Annotated in this window: 10 protein-coding genes; all 10 read left to right on the top strand. The window is 50.7% G+C overall.

The features are described 5' to 3' along the window. Positions 1 to 115: 115 nt before the first annotated feature. The 10 genes from LQZ19_RS07690 (at position 116) to LQZ19_RS07645 (ending at position 15007) form a co-directional block, all read left to right on the top strand. Positions 116 to 838: a tetratricopeptide repeat protein gene (locus LQZ19_RS07690; RefSeq protein ID WP_411047099.1), complete on the top strand. Its 723-nt coding sequence runs from the start codon at positions 116 to 118 to the stop codon at positions 836 to 838. 24 nt (positions 839 to 862) lie between these two features. Next, positions 863 to 2803: a tetratricopeptide repeat protein gene (locus LQZ19_RS07685; RefSeq protein WP_411047086.1), complete on the top strand. Its 1941-nt coding sequence runs from the start codon at positions 863 to 865 to the stop codon at positions 2801 to 2803. A gap of 25 nt (positions 2804 to 2828) precedes the next feature. After that, positions 2829 to 3098 carry an ACT domain-containing protein gene (locus tag LQZ19_RS07680; RefSeq protein ID WP_411047085.1) on the top strand — a complete coding sequence of 90 codons (270 nt, stop codon included), beginning with the start codon at positions 2829 to 2831 and terminating at the stop codon, positions 3096 to 3098. A 2-nt stretch (positions 3099 to 3100) separates the two neighbouring features. Beyond that, positions 3101 to 4462, top strand: coding sequence for a PFL family protein (locus LQZ19_RS07675; protein WP_411047084.1), 1362 nt, complete (start codon positions 3101 to 3103; stop codon positions 4460 to 4462). 134 nt (positions 4463 to 4596) lie between these two features. Continuing rightward, positions 4597 to 5091, top strand: coding sequence for a hypothetical protein (locus LQZ19_RS07670; protein ID WP_411047083.1), 495 nt, complete (start codon positions 4597 to 4599; stop codon positions 5089 to 5091). Continuing rightward, positions 5063 to 6952: an SUMF1/EgtB/PvdO family nonheme iron enzyme gene (locus tag LQZ19_RS07665; protein WP_411047082.1), complete on the top strand. Its 1890-nt coding sequence runs from the start codon at positions 5063 to 5065 to the stop codon at positions 6950 to 6952. The genes LQZ19_RS07670 and LQZ19_RS07665 overlap by 29 nt, the downstream gene beginning before the upstream one ends. Positions 6953 to 7007: 55 nt before the next feature. After that, entirely contained in the window at positions 7008 to 10256 is a 3249-nt protein-coding gene (locus LQZ19_RS07660) for a protein kinase domain-containing protein (protein WP_411047081.1), read from the top strand. After that, entirely contained in the window at positions 10249 to 13749 is a 3501-nt protein-coding gene (locus LQZ19_RS07655) for an AAA family ATPase (RefSeq protein WP_411047080.1), read from the top strand. Before LQZ19_RS07660 ends, LQZ19_RS07655 begins: the two co-directional genes overlap by 8 nt. Beyond that, positions 13746 to 14261, top strand: a complete 516-nt coding sequence (locus LQZ19_RS07650) for a double zinc ribbon and FHA domain-containing protein (protein WP_411047079.1) — start codon at positions 13746 to 13748, stop codon at positions 14259 to 14261. Before LQZ19_RS07655 ends, LQZ19_RS07650 begins: the two co-directional genes overlap by 4 nt. Then, entirely contained in the window at positions 14258 to 15007 is a 750-nt protein-coding gene (locus LQZ19_RS07645) for a PP2C family protein-serine/threonine phosphatase (protein ID WP_411047078.1), read from the top strand. Before LQZ19_RS07650 ends, LQZ19_RS07645 begins: the two co-directional genes overlap by 4 nt. Positions 15008 to 15009: the final 2 nt, after the last annotated feature.

The following is a 15009-nucleotide window of genomic DNA, read 5'->3' as shown; positions in this document are numbered from 1 at the left end:
AACAATGATCATTATGTTTTCCAATAAAGTAATGATATATTTTATTAAGTGAGCCAGTTCCAATTGGAACCAACTCAAGTATATATATATAAACGATGTATGGCGAGTGGGAAAAATGGAGGAACTGCGGATGTTTTCGGGGAAAAAGGCTTTTTTAGCCCTTGTTTTTTTATATATGTCCTTTGGCGGAGTTTACGGGCAGAGTTCCTTTACCCAGGGAGAGGAGCAGTTTCTTCGGAATAAACCCCAGGATGCCCTGGTCTTCCTTGAAGCGGCGGTAGCGGAGACTCCGGAGAATACCCGGGCCTTCCTCTACCTGGGGCTTGCCTACCAGCAGCTAAACCGCCTGGATGAAGCTATCATAATATTCCGCCGTGTCCTTCCCCAGGCCGATACGGACACCGCCCTTATCGCCTATAATCTGGGCAATGTCTATTATGCTAAGGGAAATATCTCCGTAGCCGAAGATTTCTATACCCAGGCTTTGGAGGCGAACCCCGGCTATGCTTCGGCCTATCTTAACCGGGCGAATGCCAAGCTTACCAGACAAGCTCTGCAGGATGCCGTCTATGATTACGAAGCTTACCTAAACCTCGAACCCGGTTCTGCCAAGCGAAGCCGGATAGAACAGCTCCTATCGGCAATCCGTTCGGACTTTGCAGCCGCAGAACGGCAGCGTATCATAGAGGAAGCTAAGGCCGCCGCAGAGGCGGAGCGAAAAAAGCGAATTCTTGACGAGGTTACCGCATCTCTCCAGTCCGCAGCGGAGGATACCAAGGGGCTTTCCTCGGGCAGTGAGGATGTTCTGGGGTATGAGGGCGAATTTGAATTGGAATGATTTAACGAGGAGTATATATCCAGTATGAAAAAGAATAAGAAAATTATCATCGGTATCTCGGCGGCGGCAGTGGCGCTTATCCTTTTAGCCGTATCGTATTTCGTATTTATGCGTAAACCCGCCGAAGGGCCTAACATGATCCGGGAAAATTCTTTTTCCCTGGCCCGGGAATATATAGCCCAGGGAGAATACCAGCGGGCTCTGGATATTTTGGACCGGTTGCTGATTGAAAATTCCGAAGATCCGGAAGCCCGGGAATTACGTGATGAAATTCTCCGGTTCCAGCGCTTGGCTGCGGAAAATGACGCCCTCCAAAACCCAATCCCAATCCCAAGTTCAATCCCAAGCCCGGAGGAAACAAGCGCCCAGGCAAAGTTGGAAGAAGAGCGCCGAGCTGCGGAGTTGGCCCGGATGGAGGAAAGATCCGCCGCTCAAGCTGCCGCAGAGGCGGAGCGTCAGGCCGAGATCGCCGCAGAGGCGGAGCGCCGTAAGGTCCAGGAAGAAGAGATGGCCCGGAAATCTGCGGCTCTCCAGACGCAGATGCGGGAAGTACAGAGCCTGGTTGCCAGGGGGCGGGAAGCCATAAGCCGGAATGATTTAAACGCCGCCCGGGAGGCCTTTAACGAAGCCCTGGGAAAGATGCCCGACGGAGAAAACCGTTTTGAAGCCCAGGAACTGGCGGAGATCGCAGAAGCCTACTACGAGGTCTTTTCCAAACAGCCCGATACCCCCGAAGGCCGTGAGGCTGCCCAGGAAGCGGCTGCCCATGCACGTTCGGCTGTTCAGAAGGATCCCACCCAGGCTTTGCCCCATTATACCCTGGGCAAACTGAACCGGGATCTTCGCCAAACGGACGCCGCCATCGCCGAACTAAAGGAAGCGGTACGTCTGGATCCTAACAATTACATTTATTCCTTTGATTTGGGCAGGGCTTATTTTACCAACCGGGATTATGCCGGCGCCCGGCAGTACTTTGAAAATGCAACAACCCTGAACCGGAATTTTGAATCCGCCTGGTACAATTTAGGAGGTACTTTCCGCGCCCTGGGCCGGCCCAACGATGCCCTTACCGCCTACCGGAGAGCGGTGGGGGTAAAACCGGATTACCCAACTGCCCACCGGGAAATCGGGCGCATACTCGCCGCCCAGGGTGATCCCCGGGGCGCTGCAGACGCCTTTACCAAGGCCCTGCAGTATGCCCCCAACGATCTGGCTTCGGTGAGAGAACTGGGGGTAGCCCAGATGGCTTCCGGCGATTTTGTTTCCGCCGAAGCTTCCTTTGCCAAGGCGCTCAAGTCTTCCCCCAAGGATGATCAGACCAATTACAACATGGCGGTGGTTAAAATCAACCAGGACAAGGGCGCTGAAGCCCTGGATTATGCCAAGCAAGCGGTGGATGCAGCCCCCTCAAACGCCGTTTATGCCTATACCCTGGGGCTTGCCTACGAGGCCACCGATGACTTTGAAGGCGCCGTAGCCGCCTATGGCCGGGCGGTTTCCCTGGACGGGACCTACATACGTCCCAGGATCAACCTGGGAAGCCTCTATTTGGCCAATGGGTTTTCTGAACAGGCGGTAAACCTTCTTTCTGCGGCCTACAACCAGGAGCCCCGGTCCTTTGAGGTGAATAATAACCTGGGATCAGCCTACGCCCGTCTTGAACAATGGCCCCAAAGTGTAGAACACTACGAAAAGGCCCTGCAATCGGAGCCGAAAAATTCTACGGTCAGGATAAATCTGGCCCGGGCTCTGGCGGGCTCCGGGGATCTTCAAAAAGCCCGGGACGCCTATCTGGAATGCCTGAAGATTGACGCTGCAAACTGGGATGCCCAACTGGAACTGGGCAAGACCTATGTAAGCCTGGGAGATCCCGATTCGGCAAAACGTTCCCTCCGTGAACTTATTAGCCGTAATCCGAACTATAGCGGCAAGGCCGAGGCGGAACGAATACTTTCTGGTCTGTAGTATTACTGTAAAAGTGGAGGAGTTTATGAACGCGATTATCACCGTGGTGGGTACCGATCAGGTCGGTATCATTGCCAAGGTCAGCGCTTTTTTATCGGAGCGGAGTATTAATATTGAGGATATCAGCCAAACTGTTTTGTCCGGAAACTTTGTAATGATGATGATGGTGGATCTTTCCCAGGGCAGCAAACCCCTGGAAGTGATTAAAGAAGAACTGTCTGTTCTGGGCAAGTCGATGGAAGTTTCCATCAGCGTTATGCACGAACGGGTTTTCAGCGCCATGCATAGGATATAGTAATGTTATTTACCCCCTATGAAGTTAAAGAAACCGTGGACATGTTCCTCCGGTATAAATTGGACATACGGGCCATCACCCTGGGTGTTTCTCTCCTGGACTGCGCCGCTGCATCGGGAACCGAAACCCGCCGCCGTATACGGGAGAAGCTCCTTACGGTGGCGGGTCCCCTGGTCAAGGTGGGCCGGGAGATTGAGCTTGAATATGGTATCCCTATTATAAACAAGCGGGTCTCGGTTACCCCCATGGCGCTCATTGCAGCATCATCGGATGATGAAAACTACACCCCCTATGCAAAGGTACTGGATGATGTTGCCAAGGAACTTGGCATCGACTTTGTTGGCGGTTTTTCCGCCCTGGTCCAGAAGGGCTTTTCCGCCGGGGACCGCCGCCTGGTGGATTCCATCCCCGAGGCGCTGTCGAGCACCGATCGTGTTTGCGCGTCGGTAAACGTGGCGAGTACCAAGAGCGGTATCAATATGGACGCCGTACGCCGTATGGGAGAAATTGTGAAGGCCGCAGCGGAACTAACTGCGGATAGGGATGGCCTGGGTTGTGCAAAGCTGGTGGTGTTCTGTAACGCCCCCGAGGATAACCCCTTCATGGCCGGCGCCTTCCACGGCCCCGGGGAAGGGGAGAGCTGCCTCAACGTTGGTGTTTCCGGTCCCGGTGTAATTAAGGCCGCCCTGGAATCCCACCGGGGCGCCAGCTTTGACGAACTGGCGGACACTATCAAGAAAACCTCCTTTAAGATAACCCGGATGGGTCAGTTGGTTGGGATGGAGGCGGCCAAACGTCTTGGGGTCCCCTTCGGCATCCTGGATCTATCCCTGGCGCCTACTCCCGCGGTCGGCGATTCGGTGGCCCGTATCCTGGAAGAAATGGGCCTTGAATCCGCCGGCGCCCACGGGACCACCGCCGCCCTGGCCATGCTCACCGACATGGTCAAGAAGGGCGGTGTCATGGCCTCTACCCACGTAGGCGGCTTTTCCGGCGCCTTTATCCCGGTCTCCGAAGACGAGGGCATGGTAGCCGCCGTTAAAGCCGGAACCATCAGCCTGGACAAACTGGAAGCCATGACCTCTGTCTGTTCCGTAGGCCTGGACATGATAGCCCTTCCCGGTGATACCTCCGCCGCCACCATTGCCGCCATCATCGCCGACGAGATGGCCATAGGTATGGTGAACAACAAAACTACCGCAGTTCGTGTCATCCCCGTACCGGGCAAAAAAGCCGGCGACTGGGCGGAGTTCGGCGGTCTTCTGGGGGGCGCCCCTATTATGGCGGTAAACAGCGCCAAAAGCGATGTGTTTATCAGCCGGGGCGGCAGGATTCCTGCGCCTATACACAGTTTCAGAAACTAATCAGGCGGGTCTGGCTTGAATACCCTTTTCTCACAATGCAAGAATTGCCGTCCATGCTGGCCTTGACAAAATTTCCCGCAAAGCCTAATATAGAGCGGAAATATTGTTGAGTCACCCAACCATAGGGGGAATTGATGAGCAAAAGCCGCATACTCATCATGAGTGCAGCCATACTCGCCCTGTTACTTGTTTCCTGCGATGGGACCTACAACCACAAGGATTACAAAGAGGTTGATGTCGGCCTTCGCGGTACTTGGGTACGTACCGATGCCGTTTTTTGGCCTGCGGGACAAACCAAAACAAGCGCAATAGGCCGTCTCGTGTTGGATGCGGACACCATTACTATCACCGACCCCATAACGCATTTACAGGGAATTACCCGCAATACCGTCCTGGAAACATACACCGAAGATGTCGAGGGCGTCGAAACCGGCGAGGATGTGTATCTCTACCTACTTTATATCAAAGACAAAGGCGTATGGCAAAGCCCCATCCAATGCAGGTTCTGGAAAGCAGGCGGGGCATACCCCGATAAGATGCTTACCCTTGAAGGTGGCGGGGTGGGGGACGAAACACTGAAACTGGTAAAAGGAGTTTCCTATGAAGATCACCTGTCCAGTCTGCGGTGAATCGACGGATATAAAAAAGATTTGTCTCTCTTGCGGCTCGTCAATTCCGGAGCTTCTTCTCGGTAAGGGCAAGGCGGCGGAGGATGCTTTCCGTGAGTTGTCGGAAATTCTCTTAAGACTGAAGAGGACCAACGGTTCAGAAATTGCCGATATACCGGGCGCCAAAACCTTATACAATAAAGCAGCGGAAATAAAGCAACTTACCAATGAATTCCAGGGCGAGAATCAGCGGGGGTATGATACCCTTGGTGTTGAGACAGAAAAGTTGAATGTGAATATCCTTCAGGCGGAACAGAAGGCGAAAGAAGCAAGGCTGCGGGCGGTAGCGGAGCTGGCGGAAAGCGGAAGAAAAGCGGAAGAAGCAAGACAGCGGGAAGCTGCCCGGGAAAAGGCAAGGGACAAAAAATCAGCGCAGGCGAAATTGTGGGGAATATATATAAGCAGCGTAGTATTTTCGCTGGTGTATTTTTCAGTTTTTGCCGCGATAGTCTGGGGAATAGTTACCTTTTTACCTTTTTCAACGGACTCCGATGAAGCGCTGAAAAATGCGCTTTCTATAGGTTTCGCAGTTATTGTGGGGCTGACAGCAATAGTTTTTACTTTCATAGCGTTTATCGGCACGGTAAGTACTTCGGGATGTCTTGGGAGAATTCTCGGGGCAATAGGCGGGGCAATCGGCGCCATTTTTATCGCCGGTGCAATACGCAACGATTTCGGCAACGTTGGTATTGGGTGGACATTGGGCGGGCTGGTCGTCGGGGCAATAGGCGGCTGGTTAATCTTCGGGATAATCCTCGGCGGAGGCATCGGGGCAACCGCCGGTTTTTTCCTGGGCCGGTTAATCCTGTGGTTGTTGATCATCCCCATGGTAAAAATAATATTGCTTATTTTAGTACTGGCCGGTGCGGGGATTTTGTATGTCAAAATAATGTCTAAAGGGTTTTCAATCAGCAGTGCATTATTAGAACGATGCGGCAAAGCGGGAAAGTCAAAGTACATAACGCGAAATGCGCTGATTGCAGCGGCAACGCTGCTGTTGGCGGCGGGTTTTTATCCGCAGGTGTCAAAAGCGGCGGAACAGGTAGTGGAAACTGTCCAAAGGCGGACAGCAGAGACCGCGATGGCGGAGGCCGGCTTTGTACGTATTCAGGGCGGTGCCTTTACCATGGGGAGTCCTGCCTCGGAAGCTAACCATAATGATGAGGAAGTGCAGCACCAGGTAACGGTGGGCCCCTTTTATATGGGGAAGTACGAAGTAAGACAAAAGGAATACCAGGAGCTAATGGGGAATAATCCCAGCGAATTCAAGGGAGATAATCTGCCGGTAGAAAAGGTAAGCTGGCTTGACGCGGTAAAATATTGCAACGAACGGAGTCAGGCGGAGGGCTTGAACCTTGCCTATACAATCGATGGTAAAAATGTTACGTGGGACAGGAATATGAACGGCTACCGTCTGCCTACGGAAGCGGAGTGGGAATACGCCTGTCGAGCGGGAACAAACGGTCCCTTCGGCATCGGCATTATTTCAACAGCCCAGGCAAATTATGATGGAAATTATTCCTACAACGGCGGTGCAACGGGGAAATTCCTGGAGAAGACCTGGAGTGTGGGGAGCGGCGCCGCTAACGAGTGGGGTTTGTACGATATGCATGGCAATGTGAAAGAGTGGTGCTGGGACTGGTACGGGAAATATAGCGGCGAATCCCAGACTGACCCTGAAGGACCCGCTTCCGGATCGAAGCGTGTCCTTCGCGGCGGCAGTTGGTACAACAGCGCGGGGTTCCTGCGATCGGCCTATCGGGGCGGCGTGGAACCGACGGACGTGGACAGTACCTACGGTTTTCGGCTTGTGCGGCAATGAAGAACTCCTAACCTGCAGGAAGACTGGCGTAAATTTTAACCAAAGAGAGGGCTATGTGCAAACCGAAATATTGAAATCACCCACAGACCAAATTAAAGAACAGGCGGAACAGGACAAGAACGCCCAAGCCATGTCAATCGGCGGCTTATTGCAGGTAAACGAAGAAATATCCGGTTATAAAATTGTAAACCGCATGGCAACCGCCTCCGGAGAAGCGGAAATTTACATCTGCTCAAGGGATGCGGAACAGTTTGTTCTCAAATATTACTATACCACACGGCCCAAAGCTGAGGTTATCGAAAAGCTAAAAACGTTTCGGCACTCCGATATTGTGTCCCTCATCGAATACGGAGATTATCGTGACCGTTTTTATGAGATTCTTGAATATGCTAAAGGCGGCGCCCTGGACGAAAAAAACGCGGAAGGCAGATACAAATATCTGCCCGTTAGTGAAGAAGATGCGGAACAAATCGTAAAGGAAGTGATCAATGCCTTTGACGCCTGCCACACCGCCGGTATTATCCACCGGGACATAAAACCCGGCAACCTCTTTTACAAAAACATAGATGGCAGCGATATTTTGGTGGGCGACTTTGGTATTTCCAGTTACTACGAAACCGACCAGGGTATGAGTAAGCACCTTACCCAGACAAGCGCCCGCACGGAAGGCTATGCCGCGCCGGAAGCCTACTCAGGCATCATCGGCCCGGAGGTGGACTACTATTCATTGGGCATAACCCTCTGGGAATTGCTTACCGCGCAGGATCCCTTTGTTAACGAAAAAGGACAACCCCTTTACCCTGGACAAATCGCCCTGGATACCATGCAGGGTAAAGCCGCCGATGCCATCCTGGCCCGTTCCCCCGGTCTAAGCGCACGTATGCAAAAGCTCATCCGCGGCCTTCTTGTGGTCCGTCACGACAAGCGCTGGGGGCATAAAGAAGTAAGCCGCTTCTTCGCGGGTGAAGATGTCGAGGTGTTCGCTGAAATTCGGGATTTGCCTATTTTAGAAATAGCCGGGGAATCCTGCGCCTCCTATAAGGAGATAGCTCAGGCCCTTATGAACCACAGCGAAGAAGGCAAAAACTTTATTTATAAAGGGAAGCTGATAGCCTATCTGATAAAAATCGATCAAAAGCTTGCAGAAAGACTGCTTGATGACATCGACACGTTTAGCGCTGCTAATCAATTAAATCGCGGGCTTATTCATGTCGCCTATTCGCTTTGCCCCAATCTTCCCTTTGCGGTTGATAACGAAAAAAATATCGCGTCATTGGGGGATATTATTTCTCTTTTAGAAACCGATTCGCGGGCGATTATCCCCTGCCTCCGGGACGAAACAAGGGGTCTTTACACCTACCTTGAGGTAGCGGGGCTTAAAGAGATTAGCAAAAAAGTAAACGCCGTTGTTAAAGCCGTAAGCGGTGATTCCAGGCTGGCGCCCAGAGTGCTGGTGGCTCTGCAAGGTAACAGCATTCAACCCTTTCAGGATGGGGTTAATAACGATTTGAAACTGGAAACTATCGAACAGCTCTACAATCTGCCGGAATATTTGCGGGAGCGGGTTTTGTTGTTTATCGAAATGAAAAAAAGCTTTATTACACCATGGATCGAAAATATTACCGGAAAGGATTTAGACTTATGGGTTTGGAAATTAACCGGTCAAACCGGCAAACTGGAGGCCTGGGGCAAATGGAAATATTTTACCCTGTTTTTGGAAGGTAAGGACGTTCAGGGAGGGGATGTTTTTTACGAAGAAAAGGAGGGCTGTAAATATTATGGATATAAAGATCCCATCGGTACTCTTCCATTGCCGCCAATATGGGAAAATGTGCGTAAGGAATCTATTACCGGCACATTTATTGTTGAAAAAAATGGTAAATGGGGAGTGGTAAAACAGGACGGGTCTGAAATAATACCATTACAATACGGTTGTTTAGAGTTGTTTAACGAGGAGAATGGATTATACAAGGCCATTGAGGGTGATGTATATAAAGTTATAGATTCAGGGAATACTATTCTCTATGAGGGAGATCGGCTCTCTGTAGAATCAGTTCCGGGCAAACCCTTTGATGTTATTTATAATGAAACTAAACTCTTTTCAAAAGAATTAAAAATACTCATAAACGCGCAGGAAATAACCGTTAAGGACAGTAACAACATAAATTATGTGTGGGTAAAAGAAGTTCACAAAACATACATTTGTGATGGTAATGGTACAATCCAAAAAGAACTCCCCTATTACAATTTTTATGCGGAAGGTGGGTTGTTCCTTGTAAGAATTGGCCATAAATTTGGCGCCGCATCCCCTGACGGTACAGTATTATTACCGGTTGAGTTTGATGTTTTGCAGTATTACGCAGGATACGCTTTGCTGAAAAAAGAAAATGTTCACGAGTTATACCGCTGTAAGGACGGTAAAATCGAATTGTTGTGTAAAATACAGGCGGTTCAGGATCATTATCAATTTACGAATCTTGAGGGGAAAATCACGGCCAATATACTCTATATTGTCAATTTTGCGCGGGACTACGATGAAAATGGGTATTCAACCACTGCCTTTACAGATTGTGGTAAGTTGTCCTGTTTTGATGGGACTAATTTTATCTCTATCAATCCGGAAAAAATAAACGACTTACAGCCGGAACTACGGTATTCATTGAAGGACGGTGAAGTTGACCAGCTTCTTGAGCATATCGACAGCAGCCAACTTTGGAAAATGATAAATAACCTGAAAAAGCAAAACAAAATCCCCGAAATGAACGCCCTTGTTAATAGTACATGGGAATATTTCTACGAAAAGAAGGACTGGGAAACCGCCCGTAGGCTACTGTTTTTTATCAGAGCGGATAATTTTGAAAACCTTTCAAAAACCTACGATTGTTACCGCGCTAAAATTGCGCAAACCTTGGAAAATCAGAAAGATTATGAAGACGCCGTTGAATTTTACGAAGACGCTATAAAACAAAACCCCGACAAGAAAGATTCCGATAAGCATTGGTACAACTGGCGCTGCGGCGATTGTTATCTTGAACTAAAAAATTATAAAAAGGCGTTGCAGCATTTTGATAAATCCCTTGAGTTTGAACCGGATGATGCATGGTTGTTAAACAGAAAGGGAGATGCCCTATATTATCTTAATCGCAGCAAAGATGCGGCCGCTTCTTACACATTAGCAATTGAAAGTGCAAAAGAGGGGGAGGGTAAAAAAATATTTTATAATAACCGTGGAAATGCCTATAAAGCCCTTGGTTTGCAGGACAGGGCAAATGAGGATTATCGGGAAGCAAAAAAATATGAATGAAAAAAATCAGGACGCCATGGGGCTGGATACACAGGCCATGACACAAAATTCAGCGGCTGCTGCGGCGGGTTCGGCGCAGACCCACGCTGCTTCCGGTACAACGGTATGTCCGGCCTGCCGCCGCGAGAACCGCGCCGAGGCAATCTATTGCCGGTTTTGCAGTGAAGCTATACCAAAGGCCGAACTTGCGCTGCCTGTGGTCATGGGCAGCAACGCAGCGGCGCTTGAGGCGGATTACATCGGGCTGGATGCGATACGGGCGGCGCTGGCCACGGAAAAGGGCCGTATCAAAATGCTGCAGAACACGGCGAAAGCCCAGGAAGAAAAGGGCATGATGGTAAACCCCGAGGCGCGAAAGGCGAAAATCTACGTGTTTCGCGGAAATACCGGCGTAGGCAAGACTCATGTAGCCGGGGTGTGGAGCTGCGAATTGCGGAACGCGAAATGTCTTGAGCCTGATACGATTGTCAACACCAGCGCGAAGGCCCTCAAGCAAAAATTCAACACCGAATTTGAACTACTGGATCATCTTAAGGGTACGAAACCGGGTGCAATCATTATCGACCCCGCTACGGAAAATGTCGATTATCTGCATGAAATCATTCTGGCTTTGAGTAAATTGGATCGGCATTGTGTCGCCATACTTACGGGTCTTCCCGCAGACATAGCCGAATTCCTCAAAAAATATCCCGAAGATGAACAGCGGGCGCGTTACTTCGATTTCCCCGATCCGTCAAACGAAAATCTGACGCTTATTCTGGAACAGCAGCTTCGCAGGTCCTATATGGTTGACGATGATGCGGCGGACCTTTTCCCTGACTATGTGATTGAGCGCCGCCATGATCCAAAGGGCAGCCACAAGAACGGCTGGCTCATTGTCAATGACTGTATCCCGCTTATCCTCAATAAGCAGACATCCCGTTTAAGCATAATGCCGGAAGTGTCCGGTGACGACCTTATAAAAATAAGCGCCGCCGATGTGCCCCTGGTGAACAAGCCGCGGACCACCGATGAGATTCTCGCCGAGCTTGACGCGATGGTCGGCCTTAGGGATGTGAAGAAAATGGTGCGCGAAATTGCCGCCAAAATTGCCATGCAGAAAAAGATTGAAAAACTTTCCGGCAAGAAGGCAGCGGGCGAGGGTAACAACATCGTGGTTACCGGAAATCCCGGTACGGGCAAGACAACGATTGTCCGCACCCTGGGCGCATTGTTTAAAGCGCTGAAACTCCTCCCCAGCGACAAACTGGTGGAAGTAAACGGTACGGGCTTAAAGGCCGGTTATGTCGGGCAGTCCAAGGATAATGTGAACCGTGTCTGCGATGAGGCCATGGGGGGTATTCTTTTTGTGGACGAGGCGTATGTGCTTGCCAACGAGCAGGGCGCGGTGGATTCCTTTGCGGATGAAGCCGCAGTTACGCTTATGGCCCGTCTGGAAAATGACCGTGATAAATTTGTCGGTGTTGCAGCGGGCTATTATGACGAAATGCAGTTCTTCCTTGACAAGATCAACCCCGGTATGAGGCGGCGCTTTAAGCATTACATCAATATTCCCGATTATACGGCGGAGGAACTCTGCCAAATATTTGACGGCATGGCAAAGAAGGAAAACTACACACTGTCAGAAGAAGCCGCTGTTACCGCACATAAGGCTATTGAAGATATGGTAGCGCGAAAAACCAAAAATTTCGGCAACGCCGGAGATATCCGCAAGTTCTTTGAACAAACAACGAGCCGTCTTGCTTCGCGTCTTGCATCGTTAGACGAGGCGGAACAAATGCGCAGCCTCAATACGATTACGGAAGCGGATATTGCATGGGAAAAACCGGAGGTGTTTTCGGTTGATCAGATACTGGCTGAACTTGACGCAATGGTGGGCATGACGGACATCAAAAAAACGGTACGCGAAATTGCGGAAAAGGTGCAGTACGAACAGAAGGAAGTGAAAAAGCTTGGCAAGGACTATAAGGGCGAGGGCAACAATATTGTTATAACAGGTAATCCGGGTACGGGTAAGACAACGATTGTACGTACCCTTGGTAAACTCTTCAACGCCGTGGGGCTTCTCCCCCGGGCCGATGTTATCGAGGTTCAGGCAAACGCGCTAAAGGGTTCCTACCTTGGCCAGTCCAAAGACAGGGTGATGGATAAAGTTGACGAGGCAAGGGGCGCTATTCTCTTTGTGGACGAGGCTTACACCCTTGCGGATGAGCGCGGCCCTGTGGATTCTTTTGCCAATGAAGCCGCAGTAACGCTGATGGTTCCGCTTGAGAATGATCGTACAAAATTTGTCTGCGTTGTTGCCGGTTACCCAAAAGAAATGGACTATTTTCTGGACAAGATAAATCCCGGTATGCGGCGGCGTTTTAAGCATTACCTCAATCTGCCCGATTATACCGCCGATGAACTTATCGAAATTTTCGAACGCTTCAATGTGCGGAAAGAAGGCTATACCCTGACACCGGAAGCGCAGAAACGGGCAAGGGAAGTGATACGCGACATGGTGGCACAGAAGGGTGAACATTTCGGCAACGCCGGGGACATCCGCATCTTCTTTGAAAGGACCACCAGCCGCCTTGCATCGCGCATGGCCAAACTTTCGGAAGCTGAACAGGAAGCTGTGGGTACCAGGACGATTGAGGCATCCGATATCGGCGACGCGGAAAAGACCGTGACCGTGGACGATGTGCTGGCCGAACTGGACGATATGGTTGGCATGAAAGAGGTGAAGCAGGCGGTACGCGGCATCGCTACTAAACTCCAGGCTCAGAAACTGATAGAGGCGAAGACGGGGAAACAGGCCGCAGGAGAGGGTAACCACATGGTTATCATGGGGAATCCGGGCACGGGCAAGACAACCATAGTCCGCACCCTGGGAAAGTTATTTAAGGCCATAGGACTATTGCCCTCGGAGAAGGTGCTTGAGATTCAGGGTAACGACCTTAAAGGTTCATACCTTGGCCAGTCCAAGGATAAGGTGAACGAATACTGCCGCCAGGCTATGGGCGGCGTACTCTTTATCGATGAGGCATACGCCCTGGTTAACGAGCGGGGGCCCATAGACGGCTTCGCCACCGAGTCAATTGATGTACTGATGGCCCGCCTGGAAAACGAGCGGGACCGCTTTGTCGGCATTGTCGCAGGTTACCCGGCGCAGATGGATACCTTCATCAAGAAAAGTAACCCCGGCATGGAGCGCCGCTTCAAGCATTACATCACCCTGCCGGACTACAGTCCGGAGGAACTTATCGAGATTTTCGAGCGCTTCAATGTGAAGAAGGCGGGTTTTACGCTGACAGAAGGGGCGCAGGCAAAAGCGCGGAAGGCTATAGAGGAGATGGTAGCGAACAAGGGCCCCACCTTCGGCAACGCCGGAGCGGTTCGCAGCTTTTTTGAACAGATCACCACCAATCAGTCAAGCCGGGTGATGTCGCTGCCCATGGCGGAACTGGACGATGCCCTGCTGGTAATAACCGAGGAGGATGTACCGTGATTTGTCCGAATAAAATGTGTCTGGCCGAAATTCATGATGATTCGCTTTACTGCGACCAGTGCAGGATACAAATTTTACGCTGTTCGAAATGCGGTACACCGGGTGTAAGTAAATTCTGCGTGAAATGCGGCGGTGCTATGGTCTTCAAGGAATTAAGCCCCGGGGCCGAAGAAACTCCGGTACCGGCCGCAGCCACTATCATCATGCCGTCAATAAACGCCAAAAAACTGTTACTGTGCCATCCCGACGGCTGGAACATGGAAGTTTCAGGCGGTGACATTCTGGGCCGTACCAACGGAAACCACGTTGACCGCCTGGGGGCAATTACGGTAATTTCCGGCACCCACGCAAAAATTACCTGCGAAAATGACCGGTGGTTTATCACCGACCTAAAATCGACCAATAAAACCTATGTTGGAAGCGAACAACTTCAACCCGATGTATCTGTAGCGATCAAGAATAACGATGTTATACAGCTTGCCAACGTCAAATTTATAGTGAGGGAACAATGAATATAAGCGCCGGTGCGTATTCGTCAAAAGGTTCCGTGCGGCCACTCAACGAGGACTCATTCCTGCTGGGAGAAGAAACCGGCGGAACCGGTGTTGATGATACCCTTGCTTCGTTTAACGGCAATGTAATGAAAAGTACGGTTTTTGCCGTTGCCGATGGCATGGGAGGGCATTCGGCAGGGGATAAGGCAAGTCAATTTGTGGTACAGCAGCTTTTGCGGCGAATACAAAATATACCCGGTATTAATTCCGCCGTTCTTGAAGAAACGATAAAAAGCATACACGCGGACCTGCTGAAGGAAGCTGCGCGGATTAACGCCCCAAACATGGGTTCAACCCTAACCGGTCTTGTTTTGCAAAACGGCAATTGCGGTTTTTTCAACGCGGGAGACAGCCGTGTTTATCGGTTGCGGAATGGTTTTTTGCAGCAGCTTTCCCGTGACGATTCCCTTTCGGCAATTGTTCCCGGCGCGGCAAAGAACATCATTACCAATGCTCTGGGCGCGGGCCTTCCTACGGTTACTGTGGAATCCCGTTTTTCGGCAAACATAGCCGTCCCGGGTGATATTTTTTTCTTGTGCAGCGACGGTGTTCACGGCGCGGTATATGATGAAGTTCTGGAAAAGATGCTTTTGGAAAGCGGCACGCCGGAGGAAATTACCTATAGAATAGTAAAACAGGCTATAGCAAACAATTCAGATGACAACTGCACAGCGCTTGTCGTGAAACTAATGGATGGAGAGTAGTA

Origin of the sequence: Treponema primitia (assembly GCF_046533075.1) — a bacterium.
In the GTDB taxonomy this organism is placed as follows: Bacteria; Spirochaetota; Spirochaetia; order Treponematales; family Breznakiellaceae; genus Termitinema; species Termitinema primitia_B.
This window is presented reverse-complemented; position numbering and strand designations above follow the sequence as displayed.

What these genes read in the sequence shown, in the direction of transcription:
- LQZ19_RS07680 (WP_411047085.1), top strand. Translation starts at nt 2,829, where the DNA reads ATGAACGCGATTATCACCGTGGTGGGTACCGATCAGGTCGGTATCATT.
- LQZ19_RS07675 (WP_411047084.1), top strand. Translation starts at nt 3,101, where the DNA reads ATGTTATTTACCCCCTATGAAGTTAAAGAAACCGTGGACATGTTCCTC.
- LQZ19_RS07645 (WP_411047078.1), top strand. Translation starts at nt 14,258, where the DNA reads ATGAATATAAGCGCCGGTGCGTATTCGTCAAAAGGTTCCGTGCGGCCA.
- LQZ19_RS07655 (WP_411047080.1), top strand. Translation starts at nt 10,249, where the DNA reads ATGAATGAAAAAAATCAGGACGCCATGGGGCTGGATACACAGGCCATG.
- LQZ19_RS07670 (WP_411047083.1), top strand. Translation starts at nt 4,597, where the DNA reads ATGAGCAAAAGCCGCATACTCATCATGAGTGCAGCCATACTCGCCCTG.
- LQZ19_RS07685 (WP_411047086.1), top strand. Translation starts at nt 863, where the DNA reads ATGAAAAAGAATAAGAAAATTATCATCGGTATCTCGGCGGCGGCAGTG.
- LQZ19_RS07690 (WP_411047099.1), top strand. Translation starts at nt 116, where the DNA reads ATGGAGGAACTGCGGATGTTTTCGGGGAAAAAGGCTTTTTTAGCCCTT.
- LQZ19_RS07665 (WP_411047082.1), top strand. Translation starts at nt 5,063, where the DNA reads ATGAAGATCACCTGTCCAGTCTGCGGTGAATCGACGGATATAAAAAAG.